Consider the following 20,281-nt stretch of genomic DNA (forward strand, 5'->3'; position numbering starts at 1 on the left):
CGGGCTCGCCCCTCATCTTGCAGATAAAAAAACGGCTGCCACCAGGGCAGCCGTCAGGGCTTATTTTTTGCTCTTGTTCTTGGCCTTGAGCAGGCGATCCCGTTGCCGCTCCTGGCTCAGGGTCAGGGTGTTCTTCTTGCCCTCGAAGGGGTTGACCGACTCCTGGAACTCGACCCGGATCGGGGTACCCATGATCTTCAGGGACTTGCGGAAGTAGTTGATGAGATACCGCTTGTAGGAGTCCGGCAGATCGTTCAGCTGGTTGCCGTGGATCACGATGCGCGGCGGGTTGTAGCCACCGGCGTGGGCATACTTCAGCTTGACCCGGCGACCGTTGACCATAGGCGGCTGGTGATCTTCCTGCGCCATCTGCATGATGCGGGTCAGCATGGCGGTGCTGGTACGACGGGTGGCGGACTGGTAAGCCTCGTTGATGGACTCGAACAGGTGGCCGACACCGCTGCCGTGCAGGGCGGAGATGAAGTGGACGCGGGCGAAATCGATGAAGCCCAGACGACGGTCCAGCTCGTTCTTGATGTCTTCCTTCACCTTCTGATCCAGACCGTCCCACTTGTTCACCACCAGCACCACGGAGCGGCCGCTGCTCAGCACGAAGCCGAGGATGCTCAAGTCCTGATCCGTGATGGTCTCGCGGGCGTCTATCACCAGCAGGCAGACGTTGGCGTCTTCGATGGCCTTGAGGGTCTTGATGACGGAGAACTTCTCCACCGTCTCGTGCACCTTGCCGCGGCGACGCACGCCGGCGGTGTCGATGACCACGTACTTCTGCTCGTCACGCTCCATGGGGATGTAGACGGAGTCACGGGTGGTGCCCGGCATGTCATAGACGATGACCCGGTCTTCACCCAGCATGCGGTTGGTCAGGGTGGACTTGCCGACGTTGGGGCGACCGACGATGGCGAACTTGATGGGCAAGTCGGCGAACGGGGTCTCCTTGGTGTCTTCCCGGGTGTCGAGATCACCGGCGGCCACCATGCGCAGCAGGGCTTCTTCGTCGAAGTCCTCCTCTTCCTGCGCCTCTTCTTCGGCGGCAGCCTCGACCAGGGTCTCAAGGTGGGGGGCCAGCGCCAGCTCCAGCAGGCTCAGCACCCCACGACCGTGGGCGGCGGCGATCTGGTAGACCTCCCCCAGCGCCAGGCCGTAGAACTCGGAGACCGCGGAGTCACCGTCGATGCCGTCGGTCTTGTTGGCGACCAGGAACACCTTCTTGTGGGTCTTGCGCAGGTGCTCGGCTATGGCCTGATCCGCGGCGGTCAAACCGGCACGGGCATCCACCATGAAGAGCACCACATCGGCTTCCTCGATGGCCAGCAGGGACTGCTCGGCCATCTTCAGCTCGATCCCCTCCTCGGTGCCATCGATACCGCCGGTATCGACCACGATAAATTCCAGCTCGCCCAACTTCGCCTGGCCGTATTTACGGTCCCGGGTCAGGCCGGGAAAATCGGCAACCAGGGCATCCCGGGTACGGGTCAGGCGGTTAAACAGGGTGGATTTCCCCACGTTGGGGCGGCCCACCAGGGCTACTACAGGAGTCATAAAAGCCTCATTCTCAAGACGACAAAGGCTCCGGGTCCGAAGACCAGGAGCCGGATATTCAGATTGACGGGCGATCAGGGACGCTTGATAGCGTACAACTTGCCGCCACGGCTCTGCACATACAGGGTGTCACCGTCCACCAGGGGCGCGGCATAGAGACCACTGCTGTCGAGCTGCTGCATGGCCTTGATGGACCCGTCGGTCCGATCCAGCCAATACAGGTAACCTTCCACATCGCCGACCACCACGTAGTCACCCAGGACAACGGGAGCGGTCACGGTGCGGTTTTCCAGCTGGGTGTTGGACCACAGCTCAAGACCATTGCGCCTGTCGACCGCAAACAGATGGCTGCGGCTGTCGGTCAGCACGATGGCATTGCCGGTGACCGCCATGTCGCGGTAGCCGGAATACTTGCGCTTCCATACCTCGTCACCCGTCATCAGCTTGCGGGCCATCAGCTGGCCATTGTAGGCGATGGCATAGAGCTCATCACCGGCAATCAGCGGGCTGGCGTCCACGTCGACCATGCGATCCAGCTCGGTGGCGCCGCGCGGGTCGGCCACCTTGGACTGGCGCACCGGCTGGCCGTTGCTCAAGAGGGCGATGCCCACCTTGCCATCGGCACGGCCATAGAGCACGGCGCCGTTGGTGATGACAGGGGTGCTGGCACTGCGCAGGGTTAGGGGCGGCTGCTCTTCGGACAGGGTCCACTGCAGCTTGCCCTCATCGGTATCGAGCGCCATCAGACGGCCAGAGGTGGTCAGCACCACCACGCGACCATCCTCGACGGCGGGGCTCGCCACCACTTCACCGGGTACAGTGGTCTGCCACAGCACTTCCCCGTTCGCTTCGTTCAGGGCGTAGACCACCCCGTTCTCGGAGCCGAGGAACAGCTTGCCGTAGCGGGAGACCAGACCGCCGGAGAGGCGGGCGCTGCGCTTGTCGGCATTGATCGGCAGGTCTGCCAGATCCACGCTCCACAGGGTCTCGCCACTGTTGCGATCGAAGGCGGTCACGTCCCCATCACGGGCGGCGGCATAGATGTGATCCTCTTCCACCACGGGTTGCAGCTGGGAGTAGAAATCGCCTATGCCATCCCCCACGGAGGAGGACCACTTGGTATCGGCACTGAAGGCGGACTCCACCACGGGCAGAGGCGCCATCGGGGTCAGGTCTTCCTCGGAGCTGAACAGGGAGCAGCCCTGCAGGGCCAGGGAGACTGCCACCCCCAGCGCCATTTTCTTGTACAGATTACGCATCCGGAGCCTCACCTGCAGTGACCGCTGGCAGCGCCAGATCGTCCATCTTCAGCTTGAGTTCGGCGCTGCTCTGCAGGCCGCCGGCATCGGCCGCCACCTGATAGGCATCGCGCGCCTCTTCGGGCTTGCCCTGCCCCAGCAGGACATCACCACGCACTTCCGCCACCTGGGCCTTGAAGGCGTCGTTGTTGATCTTGCCAAGCTGGGCCAGGGCCTCGTCGGCCTTGCCCTGATCCTTGAGCACCCGGGCCAGGCGCAGGGCGGCGATGGGCTTGATGCTCTCGTCGCCATTCGCGGCCACCTGGGTCAGCTGCTCGGCAGCCAGATCCAGCTTGCCCGCCTTGACCGCAGCCGCGGCCAGTTGCAGGGCGGCCAGCTCGGCATAGGCGTCGCCCTGATGGGCGCTGATGAAGCTCTTGGCCTGCTCAAGGGCGGCATCGTCCCCCTTGGCGAGCTGGGCTGTCATGGCGTTGTAAGCCTGAGAGGCGGCTTCCTGGTTGGTCTGCTGCAGCTCGTTGTAGTAACGCCAGCCAAAGAGGCCGACCAGACCGATCACGGTCCCGGCGAGTACCGAGGTGCCGTTCTCTTTCCACCAGCTCTTGATGACCTCAACCTGTTGTTCTTCAGTGGTATACACTTCCACAGCTTACTCTCCTTTAGCTGCCAGCAGGGCGATGGCGGCATCGACCGAGACGGTCTGTTGCTCGGCCTGGCCACGCAGATATTTGATGGTGATCTCCCCGCTTTGCACCTCGGTCTCGCCGAGGATCAGGGCAATGGCCGCGCCGCTCTTGTCGGCACGCTTGAGTTGTTTCTTGAAGTTGCCGCCACCGCAGTGGCTCATCAGACGCAGGTCCGGCAGGGCGTTGCGCAGACGCTCGGCAAGCTGGAAACCAGCCTGCTCAGTCCCCTCGCCCACCATGCAGAGATAGACATCCACCGCCGGGCGGATATCGGCGTTGAGTTCTAGGGTTTCGAGCATCAGCACCAGACGCTCCATGCCCATGGCGAAGCCCACGGCCGGGGTCGCCTGACCACCGAGCTGCTCCACCAGACCGTCGTAACGGCCACCGGCCAGGACGGTGCCCTGGGCCCCCAGGCTGCTCGTCACCCACTCGAACACGGTGAGGTTGTAGTAGTCGAGACCGCGCACCAGACGCTCGTTCACCTCGTATTGGATGCCGGCGGACTCGAGCAGGCGCTTGAGCCCCTCGAAGTGGGCCAGGCTCTCTTCGCCCAGGTGATCGAACAGACGCGGGGCGTTCACCAGAATGGCCTGAACCTTCTCGTCCTTGGAGTCGAGCACCCGCAGCGGGTTGCTGTACATACGGCGCTGGCTCTCTTCGTCCAGCTCGCTCTTGTACTGCTCCAGGTAGGCCACCAGGGCATCGCGATAGGCAGCACGTTCGCTGCTCTGACCCAGGGTATTGAGCTGCAGGGTGACGTGATCCTGGATGCCGAACAGACGCCACAGACGGTGGGTCAGCATGATGAGCTCGGCGTCGATGTCAGGCCCGTTGATGCCGAACAGCTCGACCCCGAACTGGTGGAACTGGCGATAACGGCCCTTCTGGGGACGCTCGTGACGGAACATGGGGCCCATGTACCACATCCGGCGTTCCTGGTTGTAGAGCAGGCCGTGTTCGATACCGGCACGGACGCAGCTGGCTGTCCCTTCCGGACGCAGGCTCAGGCTGTCGCCGTTGCGGTCTTCGAAGGTGTACATCTCTTTTTCGACCACGTCGGTCACTTCACCGATGGCGCGCTTGAACAGATGGGTCTGCTCGACGATGGGCATGCGCACTTCGCTGTAGCCGTAGCTGGCGACGACCTGGCGCAGGATCTGTTCCACTTTCTGCCATACCGGGCTCTGCTCCGGCAGGCAATCATTCATACCGCGAATAGCTTGGATCTGTTTTGCCACGTTGATACTCGAGAAAAAGAGGTAAAATTTGGCCGCATTATAGGGATTTTCGGCCCCGAGGTAAAATCAGGGTGCCCGGATGCGGGATGTAAAATCAACAACCTAAAGCCGGGGCCACCCCAGGTGGCCCCTCAATGGTTCAACCTTTGTCCACCTGGATCTGGTTGGCCGGATCCAGCATGGCCGCCCGGGCGCGGATACGGCGCTCCAGGGTCGGGATGAGATCCTTGTTGTCGAGCCTGTCGACCCGCTGGCCCCCTTCATAGAAGGCGCTCTTGTTGGCGGCGCCGGCAAGGCCGAGATCCGAGACCAGGGCCTCGCCCGGGCCGTTCACCACGCAGCCTATGATGGAGACGTCCATCGGGGTGATGATGTCCTCGAGCCGCTCTTCCAGGGCGTTCACCGTCCCTATCACGTCGAACTCCTGACGGGAGCAGGAGGGACAGGCGATGAAGTTGATGCCACGGGAGCGGATGCGCAGGGACTTGAGAATGTCGAAGCCCACCTTCACCTCTTCCACCGGATCGGCAGCCAGGGAGATGCGGATGGTGTCGCCTATGCCATCGGCCAGCAGCATGCCGAGCCCGATGGCGGATTTCACCGCGCCAGCACGGAAGCCGCCCGCCTCGGTGATCCCCAGGTGCAGCGGCTGGTCGATCTGCTTGGCCAGCAGGCGATAGGCACCGACCGCCAGGAAGACGTCGGAGGCCTTGACGCTCACCTTGAAGTTCTCGAAGTTGAGGCGATCCAGGTAATCCACGTGGCGCATGGCCGACTCGAGCAGGGCTTCCGGGGTCGGCTCGCCATACTTTTCCTGGATGTCACGCTCCAGGGAGCCGCCGTTGACGCCGATGCGGATCGGAATGTTGTAATGACGGGCACAGTCGACCACGGCGCGCACCCGCTCTTCGTTGCCGATGTTGCCCGGGTTGATGCGCAGGCAGTCGGCACCGTACTCGGCCACTTTCAGGGCGATGCGGTAGTCGAAGTGGATGTCGGCGACGATGGGAATGCGGGTCTGCTGCTTGATGAGCCGGAAGGCTTCCGCCGCTTCCATGGTGGGTACCGAGACCCGGACTATGTCGGCGCCAACCCGCTCGATCCGCTGGATCTGCTCGACGGTGGCGGCGACATCCGTGGTCTTGGTGTTGGTCATGGTTTGCACCGTGATGGGGGCGTTGCCCCCAACCGGCACATTGCCGACCATGATCTGCCTGGATTGACGACGAATAATGGGGGATTCGTGAGCGGACATGGCGGACAGATTACTCCTGCGGCAGTGAGAAGCGAGCAGTCCGGCCGTTGTTGTAACGGCTCATGTCGAAGGACTTGCCCTGGTATTCGAGATTGACCGCCATGGGCGCGCCAATGATGAATTTGAGTGGCTCGGGTCCTTCCAGCACAAGCTCGTCGTTCGCCTTCTTCAGACCGCTGAACAGGGTCTTGCCGTTGGCATCCTTGACATCCAGCCAGCAGTCGGCGGTGAAGCTCATCTTGAGCTGGGGCGCCTTGCCAGGTTCGGTGGCGGCCGTCTCTGCCGGCGCCAGGGTTGCCTCAGCAGATGAAGCCTCGGTAGACAGGGCGGCACTGGTCGCGGCAACGACGTCCGGCGCGGTGGCGGCGGCGTCACTCACAACGACTTCAGTCGCCACGACATCGGAGGCCACGGGCAATACGGGGTCGGCCACGTCCACCGTGGGTGTCACATTGGCGACCGACACTGTCTGCGCCGTGCCCATCTCGCTCGCCGCCAGGGCTTCATCCCCGGCGGAACGACGTGCCGTGCTCTGCCACCACCAAGCGATGGAGAGGGCGATCAACACCAGGATCACCAGCCAGGTCACCACCTTGAGCCGACTGTCGTTGGCTTGCTGGCGGGAGCGGCGGGAGAAGCTCTGCATGTCGATGTTATCGGGCGGCGTCAGCCCCAGCTTGTCGTAGGCCGCGAGTATGGTCTCCTCGGGAATGCCGACCAGCTTGGCATAGGCGCGCAGATAGCCGCGAATGAAGGTGTGGGACGTATGCTTGTCATAGGTATCCGCCTCGATGGCGGCGATCAGGGTCAGACGAAGGTGAATGCGGGACGCAACCTGCTCTCGTGTCCAGCCAAGCTGTTCACGGGCGTTGCGCAGCAGCTGGCCTGGGCCCACTGCCTGGGAGTCGTCTTGAAAATCGTGTGGCTGTTCAGTAGTCATTGGCTAAGTAACGCTTGGCTTGTTGCGAAGTGGGATATTGCCTTACCAGCTCAGTCCCGAATTGGTGAAGTAATGCCGGTTTGTCCATGGCCTGGGCCAGCCTTAGCCGGAGCCAGAGGCTCTCCTCGTTTTCGTCTGCCACTTCGGCAAAACGCACGAGATAAGACTGCACATCAGGCAGCTTGCCATCTTTCATGGAAAGCTCGGCCATGTCCAGCAATAACCTTGGATTGCGGGGATTATACCCCAAGGCCAGACGATAGTACTCGTTGGCCTTGTCATTTCTGTTATTTTGCATCGAGCAGAGCGCCGCATTCTCGTAGGTATCGGCGATCTTGACGTAATCTGGCTGGCTGACCGCCTGCAGGAATGCCTTCTCCGCCTCCTCGAAACGCCCACGGTTGCACAGGAAGGCACCGTAGTTGTTCATCGCGTCAGCATTGGTCGGATCCATGGAGAGCGCCTTCTTGTAGTTCTCCTCGGCCGCCTTGAAATCGGATACCTGCTGGTAGAAATAGGCGAAGCCGATGTAGACCTGAGGATTGCTGGGATCGTACTGGAGGGCCCGGTCAAGGTTGAACTTGGCCTGTTCGGCATTGCCCTGACGCAGGTATTGAATACCCAGATCGAGACGGGTCTGGGCAGCCGCCTTGAAGTCGGGACCCACTTCACGCTGGGTCGAATTCTGGCCAGCGTAAGTGGTCTCGGTGACACAGCCAGGCAGCGCGCAGAGCGCTGCCACTACGATCAATGTACGGATATCCATTTCCTGTCTATACAATGGCTTAGCGAGTTAAACCATTTTGACGGAAATCCCATCCTGTTGCATCCGATTTTTCATAGTGCGCTTGGTGCGGTCGATCACCTCCCCCACCAGCTGGCCGCAGGCCGCGTCTATGTCATCTCCGCGGGTCTTGCGCACGATGACGGTCAGGCCGTATTCCATCAGTACCTTGGAGAAACGGTCGATGCGGCTGTTGCTCGGCTTGCCGAACGGGTTGCCCGGGAAGGGGTTGAAGGGGATCAGGTTGATCTTGCAAGGGGTCTCTTTGAGAACCTGCGCCAGCTCGTGGGCATGCTGCATGTCGTCATTGATATGATCGAGCAGCACATACTCCACCGTCACCCGGCCGCCATTGGCGTTGGATTTGGCAAGATAGCGGCGCACCCCCGCGAGGAAGGCCTCGATGTTGTACTTGTCGTTGATCGGCATGATCTCGGAACGCAACTTGTCGTTCGGCGCATGCAGGGAGATGGCCAGGGCCACGTCGATCTGGTCCCCCAGCATGTCCAGTGCCGGCACCACACCGGAGGTGGAGAGGGTGACCCGGCGCTTGGAGATGCCAAAACCGAAGTCATCCATCATCAGGCTCATGGCCGGCACCACGTTGGCGAGGTTCAGCAGCGGCTCGCCCATGCCCATCATCACCACGTTGGTGATGGAGCGCTTGCCACCCACTACCTTGGCGGCACGCCAGACCTGGCCGATGATCTCGGAGACTTTCAGGTTGCGGTTGAAACCTTGCTGGGCGGTGGAGCAGAAGGTGCACGCCAGGGCGCAGCCGACCTGGGAGGAGACGCACAGGGTCGCGCGATCCGCTTCCGGGATGTAGACGGTCTCGACTTCCTGATCCCCGACCTGCAGGGCCCACTTGATGGTGCCATCCGCGGAGCGTTGTTCACGGCTGATCTCGGGGGCCCGGATCTCGGCAATGGCCTTGAGACGCTCACGCAACGCCTTGTTGACGTTGCTCATCTGATCGAAGTCATCACAACCGGAGTGGTAGATCCACTTCATTATCTGATCTGCCCGGAACGGCTTCTCGCCCAGCTCGACGAAGAAGGCACGCATGGCATCCCGATCGAGATCCAGCAGGTTGGTTTTTGTTTCGCTCATCAAGGGCCTCAGCTCACACACTTCATAAATTATCGGCTGACCTACGTCAGGGGGCGGCATTGTACAAATAATGGGTCTGCCTTTCCACCTGGAGAATAAGTGGATATTGACCGAATGACCAAAAAACAAAAGGGAGCCGAGGCTCCCTTGATGATCTCCTGACGAAAATCAGCCGCGCGGGCAGATCTCGGCGTCGGAGAAGAAGTAGGCGATTTCACGGGCGGCAGAGGCCGGGGCATCGGAACCGTGCACCGCGTTGCGATCGATGCTCTCGGCGTAGCAGGAGCGCAGGGTGCCGGCCAGGGCCTCTTTCGGGTTGGTGGCGCCCATGATTTCGCGATGACGGCGAATGGCGTCTTCCCCTTCCAGCACCTGTACCATGACGGGACCCGAGGTCATGAAAGCGACCAGGCCATCATAGAAAGGCTTGCCCTGGTGTTCGGCGTAGAAACCGGCGGCCTGCTCGCTGCTCAGGTGCAGCATCTTGGCGGCGACCACTTTCAGGCCGGCGCTCTCGAAGCGGCTGTAGATGGCACCGATCAGGTTCTTGCTGACCGCGTCCGGCTTGACGATAGAGAAGGTACGTTCGATAGCCATTGAGTTCTTTCCTTAACTACAGAGTTTTATTGTAGGAATCCATGTTCGGCGGCGATTATACGTAAACAAAAAACGAAATAACACACAAAAAAGCAACTTTTTATTAAACAAAAAATTCCTTGAAACAACATGGTGACTCATCTTGTGCCATGGCACTGAGAAAAAACGTGAGCTTGTGCACGATCGTCACGCTAACCCGCTAAAACCCTATCTATTGCTCATATTCCCAGCACCGTTGAAAAGGGCACCCCGAGGTGCCCTTTCTGCCTTGTCATGCCCCTCGGCGCGTCTCCGCCAGCAGGGTATGGGCTATGGTGCGCATCCCCAGGGTGTTGGCCCCGGGGGCCCAGAGGTTGTCACCGTTCTCGCTGAAACAGGCGGCCAGATCCACGTGCAGCCAGCCCCGCCCTTCATTGCCGACGAAGCGGGAGAGGAAACCCGCCGCGTTGGAGGCGCCGCCCGGACCACCGCCCGGCACCGGACGGCTGTTGGCCGTATCGGCATAGTGGGACGGGCACTGCTGGCGGTGCCAGGGCTCGAGCGGCAGCGGCCAGGCCGGCTCCTGCTCCGCATCCGAGTAGGCCATGGCGCGGCTCACCAGCCCCTTGTCGAGGCCGAACAAGGCGTTGTAGCGTCCCCCCAGTGCCATCACGGCGGCGCCCGTCAGGGTGGCAGCGTCTATGATGAGGGGCGCACCGGATTCACCGGCGAGCTGCAGGCCGTCGGCCAGCACCAGGCGCCCCTCGGCGTCGGTGTTGACGATCTCGACCGTGGTGCCGTTCTTGTAGGTGAGGATGTCGCCCAGCTTGTAGGCATGGCCGGAGACCAGGTTCTCGGCACAGCAGAGGATGAGCTTCACCCGCTTGTCGAGGCCGCGCAGTATGGCCAGCGCCAGGGCGCCGGTGACGATGGCCGCTCCCCCCATGTCATGCTTCATGGTGAGCATGCCCTGGGAGGTTTTCATCGAGTAGCCGCCGGAGTCGAAGGTGATGCCCTTGCCCACCAGGGCCGCCGCCACGGGGGCGTTGCGATCCCCGGTGGGGTTGTAGTCCAGCTCCAGCATCACGGGCTCGCGATCGCTGCCGCGGCCGACCTGATAGAGACCGACCCAGCCCGCCTGCTGCAAGGCTTCACCCTTGAGGATGCGGTGACTGACGCGATCCGGCGCCAACTCGGTGATGAAGGCCGCCGCCTCCACCGCCAGCTCCAGCGGCCCCAGCTGCTCCGGAGTGGCATTGGTCATCTCGCGCACCCAGCGCCCACACAGCCAGCGCGCCTCCAGCTCCTCCCTGTCCTCTTCGGACGAAGTCGCCCACTGCAGCTCCACCTCTGCCTTGGGGGTCTGCAGCCCCTGGGCGAAGGCCCACTGCTGCTCGCGCTCCCAGTGACCGCACAGGGCGACCTTCTGGATCCCCTGACCACAGAGACGGCGGGCCGCCTGCTGGATATCCAGCAAGGGGGACGCCGTCACCAGGTGGATCACCATGCCATCGGCACGGTGGGAGAGCAGCGCCCCCTCGCCCCACTCGGGGGCGGCAAATTCACGGCTCAGCCAGATATTCATGCCGTCACCTCCTGCAACCAGCGGGCAATCATGGATGCGCAGGCCTGGCCTGCCGGCATCTGGCGCACTTCACGGCGCCGCTCGTGATTCAAACAGATGTTCATTCAGCAACCTCCTGCAACCAGCGCGCAATCATGGATGCGCAGGCCTGGCCTGCCGGCATCTGGCGCACTTCACGGCGCCACTCGTGATTCAAACAGATGTTCATGCAGCAACCTCCTGCAACCAGCAGGCAATCATGGATGCGCAGGCCTGGCCTGCCGGCATCTGGTGCACTTCACGGCGCCACTCGTGATTCAAACAGATGTTCATTCAGCAACCTCCTGCAACCAGCGCGCAATCATGGATGCGCAGGCCTGGCCTGCCGGCATCTGGCGCACTTCACGGCGCCACTCGTGATTCAAGCAGATGTTCATGCAGCAATCTCCTGCAACCAGCGCGCTATGGTGCGTAGACCATGCCCCTTGGCGCCGGTCGCCCACAGCTCGTTGCCGGATTTCTGATAGGAGGCGGCGAGATCCAGGTGCACCCAGCCCTTGCCCTCGTCACGGACGAAGCGCGACAAGAACGCGGCGGCCGTGGTGGCACCTGCGGTGCCTTCGGCGGAGGCCACGTTGCCCAGCTCGGCGAAGGCCGAGGTGAGCTGCCCCACATGCCAGGGTTCCAGCGGCAGGGGCCAGGCCTTCTCGTTCTCGGCTTTCGCGGCGGCCAGGGCGCGCGCCTGCTCCCGTTCGTCTAAGGCAAACACGGCGTTGTAGTCGCGGCCCAGCGCCGTCTTGGCGGCGCCGGTCAGGGTGGCGGCATCGAGAATGTGGGCGGCGCCGCTGTCGGAGGCCGCCAGCAGGCCGTCGGCCAGCACCAGACGCCCTTCGGCGTCGGTGTTCTGGATCTCCACCGAGATGCCGTTCTTGTAGGTGAGGATGTCACCGAGCTTGAAGGCGTGGCCTGAGACCAGGTTTTCGGCGCAGCAGAGGATGAGTTTCACCCGCTTGTCGAGGCCGCGGCTGATGGCGAGCGCCAGGGCGCCGGTTACCATGGCGGCCCCGCCCATGTCGGACTTCATCGGCAGCATGTTGTCAGAGGACTTCATGGAGTAGCCACCGGAGTCGAAGGTGATGCCCTTGCCCACCAGGGCCGCCACCACGGGGGCGTTGCGATCCCCGGTGGGGTTGTAGTCCAGCTCCAGCAGCACGGGCTCGCGCTCGCTGCCGCGGCCCACCGACCAGATCCCGATATGGCCGGCCTCCCGCAGGGCTTCCCCTGCGGTGATGCGGGCGGTGACCTGATCGCCACCCAGGCCGCGGATCAGCAGCAGGGCGGACTCCGCCAGGCTCATGGGGTAGATCTCTTCCGGGCAACCGTTGGTCACCTCGCGCACCCAGCGGGTCGCCTTGACCAGGGCCTCCAGCTCGAGGGCATCCGCTGCGCTCTGCTCGCCGAAGTCCAGTTCACGCTGTCCCTTGGCGGCGTAGAAGCCCTGGGCGAAGGCGTAGCGACGCTCCAGATCCCAGCCCTCACCGGCCAGGCTCACCCCCTTGATGCCGCTCGATTCGAGTCGGCGGGCCGCCCGTTGAATGGTGCGCAGGGCATCCTGCTGCTGGGCGGTGGCGCCCAGGTGGATCAGGGTCTCCTCACCGCTGAAACTGAGCAGGGCGCCTTCACCCCAGTGGGCGGCAGCGGCCTGGGCGGATAACAGTACCTTCATCATGTCAGCCATCTTCTCTTGCTTCCTTTTTTCTTGGCACGATTCATTAACAACGCGGGGTAACGGAGACAAAAAAGGCCGTTCCCCCGAGGGGTACGGCCTTCACCATATCATCACTGCACCATGGGATGCTGCACGCGCAATTCACTCATGTGTAATTAGCGGGTCAATCAATGACGCTCGGAGGCAAGGTTGATGGTGTACTTGGGCAGCTCCACCACCAGATCCTCGTCCGCTAGACGGGCCTGGCAACTCAGGCGGGATTCCGGCTCCAGTCCCCATGCCTTGTCCAGCATGTCGTCTTCCAGCTCATCGCTCGGCTCGAGGGAGTCAAACCCCTCCCGCACCACGCAGTGGCAGGTGGTACAGGCACAGGACTTCTCGCAGGCATGCTCGATCTCGATGCCGTTGCGCAGGGCGATGTCCAGTATGGTCTCACCGGTCGCGCCCTCGAGGGCGGCGCCGTCCGGACAGAGTTCGGGGTGAGGCAGAATGATCAGTTTGGGCATATTACACCTTGTTGACGTTTTGGCCGGTCAGCACCTTGCGAATGGACGCATCCATGCGACGGGCCGCAAACTCGCCACTGACGGCATCCGCCGCCTCGATGGCATCTTTGATTTGATTGGTTGTGCCGGTGGCACGCATGGCCAGCAGATGAGTGATCGCGGTGTCGATCTCGGCACGTTCGGCGGCACTCAGCAGCGCCTCGCCATCGGCGGCCAGCGCCGCATTGAGGCTCTCCACCACCCGATCGGCTTCGACCTGCTGCTCCGCCAGCATGCGGGCATCCATGTCCTGCTGGGCATTGGCGATGGAGGCGCTCAGCATGCTGAGGATGTCCTCTTCCGCCAAGCCATAGGAGGGCTTGACCTGGATCTCCGCCTGCACGCCGGAGGACTTCTCCATGGCGCTGACCGACAGCAGTCCGTCCGCATCCACCTGGAAGGTGACGCGAATGTGGGCGGCGCCGGCCGCCATGGGCGGAATACCGGTCAGGGTGAAGCGGGCCAGGGAGCGGCAATCCGCCACCAGCTCGCGCTCTCCCTGCACCACGTGGATGGCCATGGCAGTCTGGCCATCCTTGAAAGTGGTGAACTCCTGGGCGCGGGCCACCGGTATGGTGGTGTTGCGCGGGATCACCTTCTCGGCAAGCCCCCCCATGGTCTCAAGACCGAGGGAGAGCGGGATCACGTCCAGCAGCAGCATCTCGGCATCGGGCTTGTTGCCCACCAGGATGTCGGCCTGGATGGCAGCCCCGATGGCGACCACCTTGTCCGGATCTATGCTGGTCAAGGGCGTACGCTGGAAGAACTCCCCCACCAGCTCGCGCACCAGCGGCACCCGGGTGGAGCCCCCCACCATCACCACTTCCAGCACCTCCACCTGCTCGAGCCCCGCATCGCGCAAGGCGCGGCGGCAGGCCAGCAGGGTGCGCTTGACCAGCGGCAGGATGAGCTCGTCGAACTGGCTGCGGCTCACCTCCCCCTGCCAGCCGGCAAAGGTGCAGGCAACGCGGTCGGCATCCGTCAGGCCGTGCTTGACCGCCGCCGCCACGTCCAGCAGCTCGCGCTGGGTGCGGGCATCGAGCTGGCCGCTCAGGCCGGCTTGCGCCTTGATCCAGTCCGCCAGCAGGTGATCGAAGTCATCGCCTCCCAGCGCCGAGTCGCCGCCGGTGGCCATCACCTCAAACACCCCGCGATGCAGACGCAGGATGGAGATGTCGAAGGTGCCGCCACCGAGGTCATAGACGGCAATCACCCCTTCCTGACCGGAGTCGAGGCCGTAGGCGATGGCGGCGGCGGTGGGCTCGTTGAGCAGGCGCAGCACGTGCAGGCCGGCCAGACGGGCCGCATCCTTGGTGCCCTGGCGCTGGGCGTCGTCAAAATAGGCGGGCACTGTGATGACCACGCCGTCGAGGTCGCCCCCCAGGGAGGCGGCGCCGCGCTCGGCCAGTTTTTTCAGGATCTCCGCCGAGACCTGCACCGGATTGACCAGCCCCTGGCGAGTCTGGATCTGGGGCATGCCGTTGTCGGCGGCCACGAACTCGTAAGGCTGCTGACGGGTATCCATGTCGGCCAGCGCCTTGCCCATCATCCGTTTGACCGAGACGATGGTGTTGTGGGGATCGAGGGCGGCTTCGCGCTTGGCGTCAAAGCCCACCCTGATGGCGGCGTCCTGGCCAGCCTGATAGTGCACCACAGAGGGCAGCAGATCGCGCCCCTGCTCGTCACACAGGGTGTCGGCCTGGCCGCTGCGTACGGCGGCAACCAGGGAGTTGGTGGTGCCGAGATCGATGCCTACGGCACGTTTGTGCTGATGAGGTGCGGCGCTCTGGCCGGGCTCGGCGATTTGCAGTAATGCCATGGGTAATCACAATTCCAGCGTTAGAGGGTCAAGACTCGAACAACGAGTCTTCGAATCGTTCCAGCTCCTCGAGGAGCTTGTCGACAAACTTGAGTTTGCGCACGCAATCGGCCGCCGCCAGATCTTCACCCGCGGTGAGGGCATCGGTCAGCCGTTGCATCAGAGACTGGTGATCATGCCTGATCTCGCGACGAAAATCTTCGATGGCCCCCTCAGGATCCGCTTCTCCTTTCAACTCGGCCAGGCGCTCGCGCCACTCCAGCTGTTGCATCAGGAAAGAGGTGTCTTGCAGGGTCTGTTGCTCGCCTCGAATGTCGGTGCCGCGCAGGGAGAGCAGGTATTCGGCTCGGCGCAGGGGGGACTTGAGGGTGGTGAAGGCATCGTTGATCTGGGCGGCACGCTGCACCGCGGCCAACTGCTCCCGCTCGGGGGCGGTGGCAAAACGATCGGGGTGAAACCGGGTTTGCAACTGGCGGTAGGTGTCTGCCAGCTGGCGGGTATCGAGCTCGAAGCCCTCTGCCAGCCCGAACAGCTCGAAATGATTCATTCTGTGTCCTCAGACTCGAAGGCTAGTGCCTTGCTCACCATCCATCTTGAACGGCAAAGCCGGCAGCAGGCTGCCGGCTTCATCGATTAGACGCTGAAGCTCTCGCCACAACCGCACTCGCCCTTGGCGTTCGGGTTGTTGAACTGGAAGCCCTCGTTGAGGCCCTCCTTGACGAAGTCCAGCTCGGTGCCATCCAGATGGATCAGGCTCTTGGCATCGACGATGATCTTGACACCGTTCTGCTCGAACACCTGATCCTCAGCGGCCAGCTCATCCACAAACTCGAGCACATAGGCAAGGCCAGAACAGCCGGTGGTCTTAACGCCGAGGCGCAGGCCTATGCCCTTGCCCCGGTTGGTTATGAAAGAGGAAACCCGTGCCGCTGCGGCATCTGTCATGGTAATGGCCATACTGCTCTCCGGACCTTAGAGACCTTTCTTCTGCTTGTAATCGGCGATGGCGGCCTTGATGGCATCCTCCGCCAGAATGGAGCAGTGGATCTTCACCGGTGGCAGGGCCAGCTCTTCGGCGATGTCGGTGTTCTTGATGCCGGCGGCTTCGTCCAGGGTCTTGCCCTTGACCCACTCGGTCACCAGAGAGCTGGAGGCGATGGCGGAGCCACAGCCGTAGGTCTTGAACTTGGCGTCTTCGATGATGCCGTCGTCGCTGATCTTCAGTTGCAGCTTCATCACGTCGCCACAGGCCGGGGCGCCGACCATGCCGGTCGCGATGCTGGGGTCGTTCTTGTCAAAACCACCGACGTTGCGGGGATTCTCGTAGTGGTCGATTACTTTTTCACTGTAAGCCATATCTAACTCCTGCTAATTCCGTTGTTCACCAAACACTTGCCACGCTGGCAAGGATCAGTGATGTGCCCATTCGACCGTGTTCAGATCGACGCCGTCCTTGAACATCTCCCACAGGGGGGACATCTCGCGCAGACGACCGATGGAGTCGCAGATGAGCTTGATTGCGTAGTCGATCTCTTCCTCTGTGGTGAAGCGACCGATGCTGAAGCGGATGGAGCTGTGTGCCAGCTCGTCGTTCAGGCCCAGGGCGCGCAGCACGTAGGAAGGCTCCAGGCTGGCCGAGGTACAGGCCGAACCGGAAGAGACAGCCAGATCCTTCAGCGCCATGATGAGGGATTCCCCTTCCACATAGGCAAAGCTGACGTTCAGGTTACCCGGGACACGCTGGTCCAGATCGCCGTTGATATAGACTTCTTCGATGTTCTTGATGCCGTCCCACAGACGCTGACGCAGGGCCATGATGTGCTGGCTCTCGCTCGCCATCTCTTCCTTGGCGATGCGGAAGGCCTCACCCATGCCGACGATCTGGTGAGTCGCCAGGGTGCCGGAACGCATGCCGCGCTCATGACCACCACCGTGCATCTGGGCCTCCAGGCGCACCCGCGGCTTGCGACGCACGTACAGTGCACCGATGCCTTTCGGGCCGTATACCTTGTGGGCAGACATGGAGAGCAGATCCACTTTCAGCGCTTCCACGTCGACCGGGATCTTGCCCACGCTCTGGACCGCGTCCACGTGCAGCAGGACCTTGCGGGAGCGGCACAGCTCGCCGATGGCGTTGATGTCTTGCACCACACCGATCTCATTGTTGACGTGCATGATGCTGACTAGGATGGTGTCATCGCGCAGGGCGCCTTCGATCTGCTCCAGGGTGAACAGGCCGTTAGGCATCGGCTCGAGGTAGGTCACCTCGTAGCCTTCACGCTCCAGCTGACGGCAGGTGTCGAGCACCGCCTTGTGTTCAGTCTTGGAGGTGATGATGTGCTTGCCCTTGCCAGCATAGAAGTGGGCTATGCCCTTGATGGCCAGGTTGTTGGATTCGGTCGCGCCGGAGGTGAAGACGATCTCGCGAGGATCTGCACCAATCAGCTCTGCCACTTGATTACGGGCCAGGTCCACCGCCTCTTCGGCCTGCCAGCCGAAACGGTGAGAGCGGGAGGCAGGATTGCCAAACAGGCCGTCCATGGTGAGGCACTGCATCATTTTTTCTGCGACACGCGGGTCCACCGGACAGGTTGCCGAATAATCAAGGTAAATAGGCAGTTTCATGTTTTTCTCCGTTACGACGGGGTCACACAGCGACTCGTCGTGGAAAGCACGTTTATAGTTGGACTTTCAAGCTCACATCACCGCGTTCTGCCCGGTCAACCAGGGACAACACGGTCTTCATTTGTTCATCTTGCTTGCCGGCGATGCGGCGCACATCGGCCTGACCGACCAGCTCCGCCAGGGTGATGTCCCCCAGGAAACTGGAAATGCGCTCGCTCAAGTCACGCCACAGGGAGTGGGTCAGACACTGGGTACCGCCGTGGCAGCCACCCTTGCCGAGACACTTGGTCGCATCGACCGACTCATCGACCGCGGTGATCACCTGACCTACCGAGATCTCGCCAGGGGCCAGGCCGAGGCGATAACCACCGCCCGGGCCGCGCACGCTGCTCACCAGTCCATGCTTGCGCAGACGGGCAAACAGTTGTTCCAGATAGGACAAGGAGATGCCCTGGCGCTCTGAAATATCAGCCAGGGGAACGGGCCCCTGCTCTGCATGCAACGCCACGTCTAGCATGGCTGTCACAGCGTAACGTCCTTTTGAGGTCAGTCTCATATGCCTTACCGTCTTGCGAACAAATCAATATGGGCACATGGTCACATACCCGACTAAAACAGTCAAGTATATGCTTGAGTAAATCAGTCGGGATTAATCCTGTGGCCGGGCTTTCTGCACCGAGGTGAGAATGCCCCGCAATATATTCAATTCAACCACTTCCGGCCGGGCGCGATTGAACAGACGACGCAGCTTGCTCATCACATGACCGGGGTGATCATCGGCAATGAAACCTGTCTTCTGCAGGGTCTGCTCCAGGTGCAGATAGAAGCCTTCAAGCTGCTGCGCGCTGGGATAATCGGCCCGCTCCGCCTCTGCGCCCGCCGTGTCACTCCCCTGAGCCTCCAGCCAGTGCATGCGCACCTCGTAGCAGAGGGTCTGCACCGCCATGGCCAGATTGAGGGAGCTGTAGTCGGGATTGGCCGGGATGGCCACGTGGTAGTGGCACTTCTGCAGCTCGTCGTTGGTGAGGCCGGTGCGTTCACGGCCAAACACCAGGGCGACCGGGTGCGTCACCCCTTCCGTCACCAGCTTCTCGCCCGCTTCACGGGGATCCAGCATGGGCCAGCTCAGGGTGCGGGATCGGGCACTGGTGCCGATGACCAGGCCGCAATCGGCGATGGCGTCGTCCAGCGTCGGGACTATGCGGGCATTGGCCAGCACATCGCCGGCCCCCGCCGCCAGGGCGATGGCATCGTCATCTGGCAAGGCTTGCGGATCGACCAACACCAGCTGCGTCAGCCCCATGGTCTTCATGGCTCTCGCCGCAGACCCCATGTTGCCTGTGTGCGAGGTGTTTACCAACACGATACGAATCTGATCCAACATGCCCAGTCAATCTTCAGTCAAAAATGGCGCGCAATTGTAACATAACCAATCGCTATTTTGGCACCGCTTCTGACCCTGCATTTCAGAACAAAAGTAATGGTTCGTATAACCAACCGGCCTGAAGGCGGGAAAAGGGAGGGCTAACCTTAGAGGGTCGAGCTGCATTACCCGGAGTCACCCTCTCATGCTTCCCCCCTGGATCTATGAACAACTGCCGCTGCTTTACCTGCTGCTCTCCGCCGCGCTGTGGTCCTTTGCCCACTCCCCGCTGCTCTGGCTCGCGGCGACCCTGCTGTTTGCCGTGGGCGCCCTCATCTGGATGATGCGCTCCAACTACAGGCGCACCGATCTGGTCATCTATCCCGCCAAGCGCTGGCTGCAACCGGAGTGGTACTACGAGGCCCTGCCCTTCCTGTGGCTGGCGCTCGGGCTGGTGCTGCTGCGCCTGCCTGACACCACGGCCCTGCTCGCCCTGCTCCCCTGTCTCTGGGCCGGTCGCTGCCTGTGGGCCCGGCGGCGTCACCGCCATCATGCCCGGGGACTGGCCCTGCAGCTGAGACGCGGCTCAGGCCATAGGCGCGGGCAGCGGATCCTGCGCTGATCGCACCCGCGCTATCAGGGTGGCCAGATCCATCAGGGGATATTTCATCAGCCCGGGCAGCCCATCGAGATCCAGGCTGTCCATCAGGTTCTTCACCTCGAGGCCCAGCTCGGTATCCCCTTCTATCTTCAGCCTGCGCTGGAAGAAGAGGGAGTCCGGATCCTCCTTGCGACCGGCAATCAGGATGAGATCCTGGCTGCTGCCGCTGAAGCAGACATCGGCTCGCTCGCATTCACGGGCCACCACCAGTTTTCCCTCTCGCTCGCTGACGAACCAGCAGAGCTCGAGATCCGATACCTCGACTTTGAGCCACTTGCCCGCCAGGAAGGCGAAATCCCCGTCCTGGATGGCTTCCTTGAACGCCTGCGCCAGCAAGGCCTCCATCAGGTTTTGCTGCAGGGTGAAGGGCACCAGCTTGAGGGGATGACGCAAGAGACGAGGGGCCTGTTCGATCAGGCGGCGTTGCAGTTGTTGAAACACGATGAACTCCCAGTTTTTTGCCCATTCAAACACAGTGCAATTTTCAGGATCCTGTTGAAAATCAAACTTGTGCCCACTTACCTCAAGAAGGGTAAAGCCACCTAAAGCTGCCTCAGGTCAAAA

The 20,281-nt window shown here is 62.1% G+C and carries 21 protein-coding genes; 1 reads left to right on the forward strand and 20 read right to left on the reverse strand.

All coding sequences use genetic code 11. The features are described 5' to 3' along the window. Positions 1 to 60: 60 nt before the first annotated feature. From der to trmJ, 19 genes are all read right to left on the reverse strand, one after another. Complete coding sequence (gene der, locus HB860_RS08955; RefSeq protein ID WP_106886585.1) at positions 61 to 1,560, reverse strand: ribosome biogenesis GTPase Der; 1,500 nt, start codon at positions 1,558 to 1,560, stop codon at positions 61 to 63. A 74-nt stretch (positions 1,561 to 1,634) separates the two neighbouring features. Further along, positions 1,635 to 2,819 (reverse strand): outer membrane protein assembly factor BamB, encoded by a 1,185-nt coding sequence (gene bamB, locus HB860_RS08960; RefSeq protein ID WP_139434257.1) that lies wholly within the window; start codon positions 2,817 to 2,819, stop codon positions 1,635 to 1,637. After that, positions 2,812 to 3,462, reverse strand: a complete 651-nt coding sequence (locus HB860_RS08965; protein WP_041205942.1) for a YfgM family protein — start codon at positions 3,460 to 3,462, stop codon at positions 2,812 to 2,814. The genes bamB and HB860_RS08965 overlap by 8 nt, the downstream gene beginning before the upstream one ends. Positions 3,463 to 3,465: 3 nt before the next feature. Then, positions 3,466 to 4,743 (reverse strand): histidine--tRNA ligase, encoded by a 1,278-nt coding sequence (gene hisS, locus HB860_RS08970; protein WP_247626393.1) that lies wholly within the window; start codon positions 4,741 to 4,743, stop codon positions 3,466 to 3,468. A 139-nt stretch (positions 4,744 to 4,882) separates the two neighbouring features. Continuing rightward, a complete protein-coding gene (gene ispG, locus HB860_RS08975) occupies positions 4,883 to 5,998 on the reverse strand; it encodes a flavodoxin-dependent (E)-4-hydroxy-3-methylbut-2-enyl-diphosphate synthase (protein WP_005324272.1) in 1,116 nt (371 codons plus the stop codon). A 10-nt stretch (positions 5,999 to 6,008) separates the two neighbouring features. After that, entirely contained in the window at positions 6,009 to 6,938 is a 930-nt protein-coding gene (locus tag HB860_RS08980) for a RodZ domain-containing protein (RefSeq protein WP_247626394.1), read from the reverse strand. Further along, positions 6,928 to 7,719 (reverse strand): PilW family type IVa pilus biogenesis/stability lipoprotein TapF, encoded by a 792-nt coding sequence (tapF, locus tag HB860_RS08985; RefSeq protein ID WP_025327234.1) that lies wholly within the window; start codon positions 7,717 to 7,719, stop codon positions 6,928 to 6,930. The genes HB860_RS08980 and tapF overlap by 11 nt, the downstream gene beginning before the upstream one ends. A 12-nt stretch (positions 7,720 to 7,731) precedes the next feature. Further along, complete coding sequence (locus HB860_RS08990; protein ID WP_247626395.1) at positions 7,732 to 8,835, reverse strand: bifunctional tRNA (adenosine(37)-C2)-methyltransferase TrmG/ribosomal RNA large subunit methyltransferase RlmN; 1,104 nt, start codon at positions 8,833 to 8,835, stop codon at positions 7,732 to 7,734. Between the two features lie 168 nt (positions 8,836 to 9,003). Next, positions 9,004 to 9,432 carry a nucleoside-diphosphate kinase gene (gene ndk / locus HB860_RS08995; RefSeq protein WP_005324280.1) on the reverse strand — a complete coding sequence of 143 codons (429 nt, stop codon included), beginning with the start codon at positions 9,430 to 9,432 and terminating at the stop codon, positions 9,004 to 9,006. A 271-nt stretch (positions 9,433 to 9,703) separates the two neighbouring features. Further along, the gene (pepB, locus tag HB860_RS09000) at positions 9,704 to 10,996 is read right to left on the reverse strand and encodes an aminopeptidase PepB (RefSeq protein ID WP_247626396.1); all 1,293 of its coding nucleotides are present in this window, start codon (positions 10,994 to 10,996) and stop codon (positions 9,704 to 9,706) included. Between the two features lie 412 nt (positions 10,997 to 11,408). After that, positions 11,409 to 12,713: an aminopeptidase PepB gene (gene pepB / locus HB860_RS09005; protein WP_247626397.1), complete on the reverse strand. Its 1,305-nt coding sequence runs from the start codon at positions 12,711 to 12,713 to the stop codon at positions 11,409 to 11,411. A gap of 158 nt (positions 12,714 to 12,871) precedes the next feature. Beyond that, positions 12,872 to 13,210, reverse strand: coding sequence for an ISC system 2Fe-2S type ferredoxin (fdx, locus tag HB860_RS09010; protein WP_005324284.1), 339 nt, complete (start codon positions 13,208 to 13,210; stop codon positions 12,872 to 12,874). 1 nt (position 13,211) lies between these two features. Continuing rightward, the gene (hscA, locus tag HB860_RS09015; RefSeq protein WP_139434250.1) at positions 13,212 to 15,068 is read right to left on the reverse strand and encodes a Fe-S protein assembly chaperone HscA; all 1,857 of its coding nucleotides are present in this window, start codon (positions 15,066 to 15,068) and stop codon (positions 13,212 to 13,214) included. Between the two features lie 28 nt (positions 15,069 to 15,096). Further along, a complete protein-coding gene (gene hscB / locus HB860_RS09020) occupies positions 15,097 to 15,615 on the reverse strand; it encodes a co-chaperone HscB (RefSeq protein WP_043131709.1) in 519 nt (172 codons plus the stop codon). Positions 15,616 to 15,701: 86 nt separating this feature from the next. Beyond that, a complete protein-coding gene (gene iscA / locus HB860_RS09025; protein ID WP_005324290.1) occupies positions 15,702 to 16,025 on the reverse strand; it encodes an iron-sulfur cluster assembly protein IscA in 324 nt (107 codons plus the stop codon). Between the two features lie 15 nt (positions 16,026 to 16,040). Further along, positions 16,041 to 16,424 carry a Fe-S cluster assembly scaffold IscU gene (gene iscU, locus HB860_RS09030; RefSeq protein WP_005299770.1) on the reverse strand — a complete coding sequence of 128 codons (384 nt, stop codon included), beginning with the start codon at positions 16,422 to 16,424 and terminating at the stop codon, positions 16,041 to 16,043. A gap of 54 nt (positions 16,425 to 16,478) precedes the next feature. Next, positions 16,479 to 17,693, reverse strand: a complete 1,215-nt coding sequence (locus HB860_RS09035; RefSeq protein ID WP_247626398.1) for an IscS subfamily cysteine desulfurase — start codon at positions 17,691 to 17,693, stop codon at positions 16,479 to 16,481. A 52-nt stretch (positions 17,694 to 17,745) separates the two neighbouring features. Further along, complete coding sequence (gene iscR / locus HB860_RS09040) at positions 17,746 to 18,249, reverse strand: Fe-S cluster assembly transcriptional regulator IscR (RefSeq protein ID WP_025327241.1); 504 nt, start codon at positions 18,247 to 18,249, stop codon at positions 17,746 to 17,748. A 93-nt stretch (positions 18,250 to 18,342) separates the two neighbouring features. Continuing rightward, positions 18,343 to 19,077 (reverse strand): tRNA (cytosine(32)/uridine(32)-2'-O)-methyltransferase TrmJ, encoded by a 735-nt coding sequence (trmJ, locus tag HB860_RS09045; protein WP_247626399.1) that lies wholly within the window; start codon positions 19,075 to 19,077, stop codon positions 18,343 to 18,345. A 184-nt stretch (positions 19,078 to 19,261) separates the two neighbouring features. On the opposite strand from trmJ, the gene HB860_RS09050 reads away from it, so the two are divergent. Next, positions 19,262 to 19,678, forward strand: a complete 417-nt coding sequence (locus tag HB860_RS09050; protein WP_247626400.1) for a hypothetical protein — start codon at positions 19,262 to 19,264, stop codon at positions 19,676 to 19,678. Here the strand turns inward: HB860_RS09050 and ubiT are convergent. Then, a complete protein-coding gene (gene ubiT, locus HB860_RS09055) occupies positions 19,643 to 20,158 on the reverse strand; it encodes a ubiquinone anaerobic biosynthesis accessory factor UbiT (protein WP_247626401.1) in 516 nt (171 codons plus the stop codon). The genes HB860_RS09050 and ubiT overlap by 36 nt on opposite strands. Positions 20,159 to 20,281 lie beyond the last annotated feature (123 nt).

Origin of the sequence: Aeromonas genomosp. paramedia (assembly GCF_023093515.1) — a bacterium.
Lineage (GTDB): Bacteria > Pseudomonadota > Gammaproteobacteria > Enterobacterales > Aeromonadaceae > Aeromonas.